The organism is Mycobacterium sp., from assembly GCF_032162105.1.
Taxonomy (GTDB): domain Bacteria; phylum Actinomycetota; class Actinomycetes; order Mycobacteriales; family Mycobacteriaceae; genus Mycobacterium.
The window spans coordinates 1-9,074 of sequence record NZ_JAVRPS010000268.1; the positions used below are offsets into that span (position 1 = coordinate 1).

A 9,074-nucleotide genomic window follows, 5' to 3' on the forward strand; every position below is an offset into this window, starting at 1 on the left:
CCTCTTCGACCTCGTGGCCGATCCGGATCAGCGTCTGTTCCAGCTCGTCGGCGCCGGGGTCCCACCCCGGGGCGCCGACCTGAACGATTTCGCGAAGCCAGCTGTAGGGAACGCGCATCAGGCGCCAACCCCGAACGGCAACGAGAACCGCACATCGCCCTCCACCATGTCACGCATGTCGGGAATGCCGTTGCGGAACTGCAGGGTTCGTTCCAGACCCATGCCGAACGCGAAGCCCGAGTACACCTGCGGGTCGATACCGCACGCGATCAGCACGTTCGGGTTGACCATGCCGCAACCGCCCCACTCCACCCAGCCGGGCCCGCCCTTCTTGTTCTCGAACCAGACGTCGACCTCTGCCGACGGCTCGGTGAACGGGAAGAAGTGCGGCCGGAACCGGGTGCGGCCCTGCGGCCCGAACTCGGCCCGCGCCAACGCATCCAACGTGCCCTTCAAATGGGCCATGGTCAGACCGCGGTCGACTGCGAGCCCCTCGACCTGATGGAACACCGGGGTGTGCGTGGAATCGAGCTCGTCGGTGCGGAACGTCCGGCCGATCGACACGATGTACACCGGCAGTTCGCGCTCGAGCAGCGCGCGGATCTGCACGGGCGAGGTGTGCGTTCGCAACACCTGCCGGGACCCCTCGGGCGCGACGTGGAACGTGTCCTGTTCGCTGCGCGCCGGGTGATCGGGCGGGAAGTTCAGTGCATCGAAGTTGAACTGCTCGGTCTCGACCTCGGGGCCCTCGGCGAGCTCCCAGCCCATCGCGACGAACGTGTCGGCGACGTGCTCGGCCAGGACCGTGATCGGATGCCGCGCACCGATCGGCTGGCGTGTCGAGGGCAGCGTGACGTCGATCCGCTCGGCCACCAGGACCGCGGCATCGCGTTCGACGCGCAGCACCGCGAGACGCTCGTCGTAGGCGTGCTGCGCGTCGGTGCGGGCCACGTTGACGAGGCGCCCGGCGTCGGCGCGGTCGGACTTGGGCAGCGAGCCGAGTGCCTGACGCGCCAACGCGATCGGCGACCGCTCGCCGAGGAACTCGGTCTTGGCGCGGGCCAGTGCATCGAGGTCAGCGGCCAGACCGAAGGCGTCGCGAGCCGCGCTGACGGCCTTCGCGAGTGCGTCCTCCGAGAGGTCGATGGGCTGATCAGACACCCGGCGATCATAGGCGATGGCCGGATGTGGGCCGCGACACGCGATACCGTTACGCCGTGATGATCCGGCCGCTCATCGTCGCGATTGTCTTCCTCGCCGGGGCGCTGGCCGCCGTGCTGACCGTAATCGGGCACGGCTGGTGGGCCGCACCCGCGGCCATCCTGGTCGGTCTCGCGGCGCTGGGCACCTGGGATCTGCTGCAGACCCGGCACACCATCCTGCGGCTCTACCCGATCATCGGGCACGTCAGATTCCTCATGGAGTTCATCCGGCCCGAGATCAGGCAGTACTTCATCGAGTCCAACACCGAGGCGGCACCGTTCGACAGGGAGACCCGCGACCTGGTCTACGAGCGCGCGAAGGCCACCAAGGGCGACGAGCCGTTCGGCACCGAGCGTGACGTCAACGCGATCGGCTACGAGTTCCTGCGGCATTCCATCCGGGCGCGCTTCGCCGAGAACCTCGACCCGAAGGTGCGACTCGGCGGTCCGGACTGCACCCAGCCGTACGACATCGCGATGCTCAACGTCTCGGCGATGAGCTTCGGCGCGCTGTCCGCCAACGCGATCGAGGCGCTCAACGCGGGGGCGGCGCGCGGCGGGTTCGCCCACGACACGGGTGAAGGTGGCATCAGCCCGTATCACCTGCGCGCGGGCGGGGACCTGATCTGGGAGATCGGGTCGGGTTACTTCGGCTGCCGCGACGCCGACGGCCACTTCGACGCGGCCGCGTTCGCCGAGAAGTCCCGGTTGCCGTCGGTGAAGGCCATCTCGATCAAGTTGTCCCAGGGCGCCAAGCCCGGCCTGGGCGGCGTGTTGCCTGGCGCCAAGGTCAGCGCCGAGATCGCGGCCACCCGCGGCGTACCGATCGGGAAGACGGTGGTGTCACCACCGGCGCACAGCGCGTTCTCCACCCCCACCGAGTTCGTCGGATTCATCGCCACGCTGCGCCGGCTGTCGGGGGGCAAGCCGATCGGGTTCAAGCTGTGCATCGGCGCGCGCACGGAGTTCCTGTCGATCTGCAAGGCGATCCTGGCCACGGGTGTCGCGCCGGACTTCGTCATCGTCGACGGCGGAGAAGGCGGCACGGGTGCGGCGCCCCAGGAGTTCGAGGACCACGTCGGCATGCCGCTGACCGAGGGCCTGATGCTGGTGCACAACAGCCTGGTCGGCTCCGGCCTGCGCGACCGCATCCGCATCGGCGCGTCCGGCAAGGTCGCCAGCGGCGTCGACATCGTCAGCCGGGTGTGCCAGGGCGCAGACTTCACGCTCTCGGCGCGCGCAATGATGTTCGCCGTCGGCTGCATCCAGGCGATGAAGTGCAATACCAACCACTGCCCCACCGGCGTCACCACTCAGGACCCCGCCCGCACACGAGCACTCAACGTGACGGACAAGTCCATTCGGGTGTTCAACTATCAGCGCGCCACCGTCGCCAGCGCCGCACAGATCGTAGCGTCGATGGGCCTGAACGGTTTTCACGAGTTGTCGCCGGCGATGCTGAACCGGCGCATCGAGAGCCAACGCACCCGGACCTACGCCGAGATATACGACTGGCTGATGCCAGGCGAACTGGTCGAGGATCCACCGGAATCGTGGCTCTCGGATTGGGTCGAGGCGTCCGCCGACGAGTTCACCTGACATCGGTTCTCGTTGAGCCGTCGCGGAGCGGCGCCCGTGGATGAATCGGCCACGGTGCACAAACCGGGCGTCACCCCCGAAGCGCCGGTTGCCCCGTCGCCACCGCAGGCGCCGCGCGCGTTCGGCCCATCGGCTGGCGCCACCAATCGAGCAGAGCGCCAAGCACGGCTCCCGCGGTGCCACAGATCGCCGCGACCAGCATCAACGGACCGGTGTTGGCAAGAATCAGGAAGCCGAACGCCGCACCGATCATCAACAGCACGACACGCGTGGCAGTCCACGACCCTGGCCTGCCGAACCGCGTCGCCACCACCATCCCCAGCGCCAGCGCCACGGCATGCCCCACGTCGGTGAAGTCGCTGGTCACCGAGACCACGGCCACTCCGACCGCGAGCCACCCGCCGATCCAGGTAGCGCGCCAGCGGCGCGGCACCGCCCCGGTCAGGGTGCCCAGCACGGCCGTTGCCCCGTAGCTCATGCCCACGTCCTCCGCCCGCGTGATGGAGACGGGCAGCCAGGCCAGCTTCACCGCTGCGGCGAGACCAGCCGCGACGAGCAATGTGGTGCCGATGTGGCCGACAGCGAACGCCACGATCAGACGTCCGCTGCGCCAGAGGAGTTCGGCGACACCCATCAGGCAGATCAACCCGGGTAACCACACGTACGGGGCCCCGGCGTCGACGACGAATGCGCTACCGAGCAGCGTCCCGACGTGTCCGTGATTGAGGTTGTGCAGATTGGTGCTGGCGTGCCGGATCACACGATCCGCAGCCGTGGGGCCGAGCACGGAGAGCGTGGTGGTGACGCCGACCAGGATCACCGCGTACGACACGGTGACCCGCACTCGGGTCAGCCCAGACCACATTGCCGACACCATCACCAACCACTATGCGCCAGAAGAATCGCCGTCCCCGTCATCCTCAGCTGGCAAGTCCCTGCGAATCCTCAAGCGGTACATGGCCAGATCCTCCGGCACCCCGGCGATCTTCGGGGCGAACAGTTGCTTGCGTATCCGTTTGGCCGTCACACCGAGTGCTTCGAATTCGTCGCTCGGGATGCGCTCCAACGTCGACTGCGACACGACGAGGCCGCCCTTGGTGGCGCGTTCCATCACCCTGGCGGCGATGTTGACGTCCACGCCGAGCCAATCCGAACCCATCCGCTGCGGCCTGCCAGTGTGGATACCTGCCCGCATCCGCGGCGTGTAGCCGTCGATTTCAACGTTTTTCACTGCCTCGAGCGCGGCGAGCACCGCCCGCACCGCGATGATGGGATCGGAGAACACCGCCATCGCGCCATCGCCCATGCGCTTGACGATGCGCCCACCGGTGGCCAGCAGCGGCGGTTCCATCACTTGGGCGACGCGCCGCAGCAGCCGCAGCGTGGCGTCGTCCCCGGCCACCAGGGACCACTCCGAGAAGCCCACGAGGTCGGTGAACACCAGCGTGACCTCAGGGTTGGCCGGTCGCCCGGACACCCGTTCGGTCAGCGCCTGCCACACCTGCAGGCCCGCGAGGCTGACTTCCCGCGATGCGGCATCTCGGTCCAGCAGCCGATCCGCCGCACGTGCGGCGACGCGCGGACCACCAACGCCCGCGGAAGACAAGGGATCCCCGAAGTCCGGATCGCCGGGCAGCGCGCGACGGGCGCGCCTGATGAAGGCGATGACCTCGGGGCTGTGGTTGGTGTATTTCAGCCAGGCCAGCCGTCCGCCGGGTCTGATCCCCGAGTCGCTGCGCTCCTGCCCGCCGGATCGTCCCTCGAACGATTCGACATCCACAGCGCCACCCTAGGTGGCCCTTCGGACGACCGGCAATTACGCCTGAGGCCGCCGACCGGATCACCCGACGAAGCCGCTGGTCATGCTGATCTTGACCGGTCGACGTCGACCTGCTCACACGGACGTCGCAGGTCGGTAACGGTGCCACCCGACGCGCCCGCAAATCGTGGACAACACGTGTTGTCAACATTAACGTGAGCCGCACAACACCGGTTGGAACTCAGCGAGGACACCATGACCGCGAGATCAAAGACGACCGCGAGGGCCGGCGCCTCCGCCGATCCCCTCGGCCCCGACTCCCTGACCTGGAAGTACTTCGGCGACCTGCGTACCGGGATGCTGGGCGTGTGGATCGGTGCGATCCAGAACATGTATCCCGAGCTCGGCGCCGGGGTCGAGGACCACTCGATCCTGCTTCGCGAACCGTTGCAGCGGGTGGCCCGGTCGGTCTTCCCGATCATGGGCGTGGTGTACGACGGCGACCGCGCTGCCGACACCGGTGCGCAGATCCGGGGCTATCACGAGTCGATCAAGGGCGTCGACGGCGTCGGGCGGCGCTACCACGCCCTCAACCCCGAGACGTTCTACTGGGCCCACGCCACGTTCTTCATGCTGATCATCAAGACCGCCGAGTACTTCTGCGGTGGCCTCACCGAAGCCGAGAAGCGCCAGCTGTTCGACGAACACGTGCAGTGGTACCGGATGTACGGCATGAGCATGCGACCGGTCCCCGGCACGTGGGAGGACTTCCAGGAGTACTGGGAGGCCAAGTGTCGCGACGAACTCGAGATCAACAAGGCCACATTGGACATCTTCACGATCCGGATACCCAAGCCGTGGTTCGTCCTGATGCCGACGCCCGTCTGGGACCAGCTGTTCAAGCCGATGGTCGGAGCGCAGCGCTGGATCGCCGCCGGACTGTTCGACCCCGCCGTGCGCGAGAAGGCAGGCATGCGTTGGACCGCGGGCGACGAAGTGGTGCTGAGGCTTTTCGGAAAGGCCGTCGAGCTGGCCTTCCTGGCCATACCCGACGAGATCCGGCTGCACCCGCGCGCGATCGCGGCCTACAAGCGGGCCGCAGGCCGGATCCCCGCCGACGCCCCGTTGGTGGAGGCGCCCGCGTTCATGGCGCCGCCGCGCGATCGCTGGGACCTGCCCATGCACTACGTCCCGCGCCACAAGTCCCTGATGGAACGGGCGGGCTCGCTCGTCCACACCACGTTCTCGTTGGCCGGGCTGCGGCCGGCGCGTGGGCGCCAGACGCCAGGAAAGGCAGCCTGATACATGCTCGAGTGGTCTGACGTCGACATCGCCGTGCGCGATGCCGTCCGCGAGTTCGTGGACAAGGAGATCCGGCCGCATCTGGACGAGCTGGAGGACGGCGACATGCCGCCCTACCCCATCATTCGCAAGCTGTTCACCACGTTCGGCATCGACGTGATGGCGAAGGAGTCTCTCGCGAAGAGGCTGGCCAAGGTGCGCGACGGCGGCTCGTCGTCGGCGAAGGCCTCGTCGGGTGGGATGTTGGGCGGTGGAAGCGATCAGGCCGGCATGGGCTTCGTCGTGGTCAGCGAACTGTGCCGAGTCAGCATGGGCGTGGTGACGGGCATGGGCGTGAGCCTCGGCCTGACGGTGCCCACCATCGCCTCCCGCGGCACCCTCGCCCAGCAGGAGCGCTGGCTGCCAGAGCTGGTCACCTACGAGAAGGTCGGCGCATGGGCGATCACCGAGCCCGACTCCGGTTCGGACGCGTTCGGCGGCATGAAGTCCTACGTGGTGCGCGACGGGGACGACTACATCCTCAACGGACAGAAGACGTTCATCACCAACGGCCCCGACGCCGACGTCACCGTGATCTACGCGAAGCTGGACGAGGGTGACCCCAACGTCGACAAGCGTGACCGCAAGGTGCTCACGTTCGTCCTCGATCGCGGTATGGAAGGCTTCGTGCAGTCGAAACCATTCCGCAAGATGGGGATTCACAGCTCGCGGACCGGTGAATTGTTCTTCAACAACGTCCGGCTCGGTCGCGACCGGCTGCTCGGCGAGACCGAGGACAACAAGTCAGGCGACGGACGGGACAGCGCCCGATCGAACTTCGCCTCGGAGCGGATCGGTGTCGTAGCGATGGCGCTCGGCGTCATCGAGGAGTGCCTGCGGCTGAGCGTCGACTACGCCAAGACCAGGACCCTGTGGGGTAAGGAGATCGGCCAGTTCCAGCTCATCCAGCTCAAGTTGGCGAGCATGGAGGTGGCGCGAATGAACGTGCGCAACATGCTGTTTCGCGTCATCGAGGCCGCACAGGCGGGTACCCCGATCTCCCTGCCGGAAGCGTCGGCTATGAAGTGGTACTGCTCGCAGGCGGCCACCGACGTGGCGATGGAGGCGATCCAGCTGTTCGGCGGCAATGGCTACATGACCGAGTATCGCGTAGAGCAACTGGCCCGCGACGCCAAGTCGCTGATGATCTACGCGGGCAGCAACGAGGTGCAGATCACCCACGTGGCCCGCGGACTGCTGAGCGGTTAGCCCTGCTCCACAGCGCTCTGATAGAGGCAGATCGCCGCCGCGGCGGCCACATTCAAACTCTCCGCGCCACCGCGCATCGGAATGTGCACCCGCGCGTCCGCCAACGCCGCGACGTCGGGCGCCAGACCGTGCGCCTCGGGGCCGAACAGCCACGCGGTGGGCCCGGCCAGGTCCGCCGCCAGGTCGGGACTGTCGAGTGACACCTCGCCGTCGACGGTCGTGGCGAGCACCCGCACACCGACTCCCTGCAACGCCGCGATCAGGTCCGCGGTGTCGGTCACCTCGAGTACGGGCACCGAGAAGATGCTTCCGGCCGAGGCGCGCAGGCACTTTCCGTTGTAGGGATCGACGCTGTGCCCAGCGAGGACGACGGCGTCGGCGCCCATCGCGTCGGCCAGCCGGATGAGCGTGCCCGCGTTGCCGGGTTCGGAGATTTCCACGGCCACCAACACCAAGCGTGGACTCGCGGCGAGCACGTCGGTCAGCCGGATGTCGGGCAACGAGCACACCGCCACCAGCCCAACGGGTGTCACGGTGTCCGACAACGCCTTTGCGGCCCGCTCGGTCACCTCGTATACGGGCGCGCCGTCGAGCATCGAGCCGAAGCGGTGCCGCGCCTCCTCGGTGGCGAACACCTCGGATACGAGACCGCGCCGCAACGCTGCCTCGACGAGGTTGGGTCCCTCGGCGAGGAAGCGTGCGGCGCGGGTACGGCCCACGTGGCGGTGCAGTTTGGCCGCAGCCACCACGCGGGCCGATCGCTCAGTGAGCGGGGAGCCCGGAACTCGGTTGCTTCCCGGGTCGCTCCGCTCTCCCCCGCAAGCGGGGGGACCCCCAGCCCCGACAGAGCTCAGGCGGCCTCTCCGGACGGAGCGTTGACGTCCTCCGGCAACGCGGCCTTGGCCACGTCGACGAGCGCAGTGAACGCAGCCGGGTCGCTGACCGCGATCTCGGCCAGGTTCTTGCGGTCCACCTCGACGCCGGCGGCCTTGAGGCCCTGGATCAAGCGGTTGTAGGTGATGTCGTTGGCCCGGGCCGCAGCGTTGATCCGCGAGATCCACAGCTTGCGGAACTCACCCTTGCGGGCGCGCCGGTCGCGGTAGGCATAGGCCAACGAATGCAGTTGCTGCTCTTTGGCCTTGCGGTAGAGCCGGGACCGCTGTCCGCGGTAGCCCTTCGAGGCCTTGAGGACGGTACGCCGCTTCTTCTGGGCGTTGAGTGCGCGCTTCACGCGTGCCATGGGGTGTTCCTATTCTCGTGCGGTCGTTACGGGGTGCTGCGCTCAGCCGTTAAGCATCTTCTTCACGCGGCTGGTGTCGTTGGCAGACACCGTGGTACGGCCGTCGAGGCGACGGGTGCGCTTGCTCGACTTGTGCTCAAGGAGGTGCCGTTTGTTGGCCTTCTGGCGCACGATCTTGCCGGTTCCGGTGACGCGGAAGCGCTTCGACGCTCCGCTGTGGGTCTTGGCCTTGGGCATGGTGTCCTCTAGTTCGGTGATGGATCGGTTCAGTTATGGAGCTGGTGGCGCTTCGCTCGGCGGCGCTGCCACGGGCTCGGCGGGGGCCGGTGCCGGTGCCGCTCGCTGCGCAACCGGTGCGTCGGCGTCGTGCGCCGCCTTGGCGCGAGTCTTCGCACCGCGGTGCGGCGCCAGCACCATCGTCATGTTGCGGCCGTCCTGCTTGGCGGACGTCTCGACGTAGCCGTAGTCGGCGACGTCGGCGCCGAGGCGCTGCAACAGTCGGTAACCCAACTCGGGCCGCGACTGCTCGCGTCCGCGGAACATGATGGTGACCTTGACCTTCGACCCGGCCTCGAGGAAGCGGACGACGTGCCCCTCCTTCGTCTCGTAGTCGTGCGGGTCGATCTTGGGTCGGAGCTTCTGTTCCTTGACGACGGTCTGCTGCTGGTTCTTGCGAGACTCGCGCGCCTTCTGAGCCGTCTCGTACTTGAACTTGCCGTAGTCC

General features: G+C 67.6%; 11 protein-coding genes. 3 read left to right on the forward strand and 8 right to left on the reverse strand.

Features of this window, described 5'->3' with window-relative positions:
* Positions 1–118, reverse strand: a 118-nt coding sequence (locus tag QOC69_RS13620) for a hypothetical protein (protein ID WP_526440310.1), incomplete at its 3' end; no start/stop codon positions are given.
* The gene (gene pheS / locus QOC69_RS13625; protein WP_526440293.1) at positions 118–1,161 is read right to left on the reverse strand and encodes a phenylalanine--tRNA ligase subunit alpha; all 1,044 of its coding nucleotides are present in this window, start codon (positions 1,159–1,161) and stop codon (positions 118–120) included. The genes QOC69_RS13620 and pheS, both read right to left, overlap by 1 nt.
* A 59-nt stretch (positions 1,162–1,220) precedes the next feature.
* Here pheS and QOC69_RS13630 point away from each other — a divergent pair, with 59 nt between their 5' ends.
* Positions 1,221–2,801, forward strand: a complete 1,581-nt coding sequence (locus QOC69_RS13630) for an FMN-binding glutamate synthase family protein (protein WP_526440312.1) — start codon at positions 1,221–1,223, stop codon at positions 2,799–2,801.
* A 70-nt stretch (positions 2,802–2,871) separates the two neighbouring features.
* On the opposite strand, the gene QOC69_RS13635 is transcribed toward QOC69_RS13630, so the two are convergent.
* Positions 2,872–3,666 (reverse strand): rhomboid-like protein, encoded by a 795-nt coding sequence (locus QOC69_RS13635; RefSeq protein ID WP_526440295.1) that lies wholly within the window; start codon positions 3,664–3,666, stop codon positions 2,872–2,874.
* 21 nt (positions 3,667–3,687) lie between these two features.
* Positions 3,688–4,581 carry an adenylate/guanylate cyclase domain-containing protein gene (locus tag QOC69_RS13640; protein ID WP_526440297.1) on the reverse strand — a complete coding sequence of 298 codons (894 nt, stop codon included), beginning with the start codon at positions 4,579–4,581 and terminating at the stop codon, positions 3,688–3,690.
* Between the two features lie 234 nt (positions 4,582–4,815).
* Between QOC69_RS13640 and QOC69_RS13645 the strand changes: the two genes are divergently transcribed.
* Both QOC69_RS13645 and QOC69_RS13650 read left to right on the forward strand, forming a co-directional pair.
* Entirely contained in the window at positions 4,816–5,862 is a 1,047-nt protein-coding gene (locus QOC69_RS13645; protein WP_526440299.1) for an oxygenase MpaB family protein, read from the forward strand.
* A gap of 3 nt (positions 5,863–5,865) precedes the next feature.
* Entirely contained in the window at positions 5,866–7,110 is a 1,245-nt protein-coding gene (locus QOC69_RS13650) for an acyl-CoA dehydrogenase family protein (RefSeq protein WP_526440301.1), read from the forward strand.
* Here the strand turns inward: QOC69_RS13650 and QOC69_RS13655 are convergent.
* From QOC69_RS13655 to infC, 4 genes are all read right to left on the reverse strand, one after another.
* Positions 7,107–7,859, reverse strand: coding sequence for a TrmH family RNA methyltransferase (locus QOC69_RS13655; RefSeq protein ID WP_526440303.1), 753 nt, complete (start codon positions 7,857–7,859; stop codon positions 7,107–7,109). The genes QOC69_RS13650 and QOC69_RS13655 overlap by 4 nt on opposite strands.
* A 101-nt stretch (positions 7,860–7,960) precedes the next feature.
* A complete protein-coding gene (gene rplT, locus QOC69_RS13660; protein ID WP_526440305.1) occupies positions 7,961–8,350 on the reverse strand; it encodes a 50S ribosomal protein L20 in 390 nt (129 codons plus the stop codon).
* A 42-nt stretch (positions 8,351–8,392) separates the two neighbouring features.
* Positions 8,393–8,587: a 50S ribosomal protein L35 gene (gene rpmI, locus QOC69_RS13665; RefSeq protein ID WP_184432792.1), complete on the reverse strand. Its 195-nt coding sequence runs from the start codon at positions 8,585–8,587 to the stop codon at positions 8,393–8,395.
* Positions 8,588–8,620: 33 nt separating this feature from the next.
* The coding region (infC, locus tag QOC69_RS13670) for a translation initiation factor IF-3 (protein WP_526440308.1) at positions 8,621–9,074 on the reverse strand (454 nt) is incomplete at its 5' end.

Bases quoted from the DNA above. Each gene is read 5' to 3' on its own strand.
- rpmI (WP_184432792.1), bottom strand. From the start codon at position 8,587: ATGCCCAAGGCCAAGACCCACAGCGGAGCGTCGAAGCGCTTCCGCGTC.
- QOC69_RS13630 (WP_526440312.1), top strand. From the start codon at position 1,221: ATGATCCGGCCGCTCATCGTCGCGATTGTCTTCCTCGCCGGGGCGCTG.
- QOC69_RS13650 (WP_526440301.1), top strand. From the start codon at position 5,866: ATGCTCGAGTGGTCTGACGTCGACATCGCCGTGCGCGATGCCGTCCGC.
- rplT (WP_526440305.1), bottom strand. From the start codon at position 8,350: ATGGCACGCGTGAAGCGCGCACTCAACGCCCAGAAGAAGCGGCGTACC.
- QOC69_RS13645 (WP_526440299.1), top strand. From the start codon at position 4,816: ATGACCGCGAGATCAAAGACGACCGCGAGGGCCGGCGCCTCCGCCGAT.
- QOC69_RS13635 (WP_526440295.1), bottom strand. From the start codon at position 3,666: ATGTGGTCTGGGCTGACCCGAGTGCGGGTCACCGTGTCGTACGCGGTG.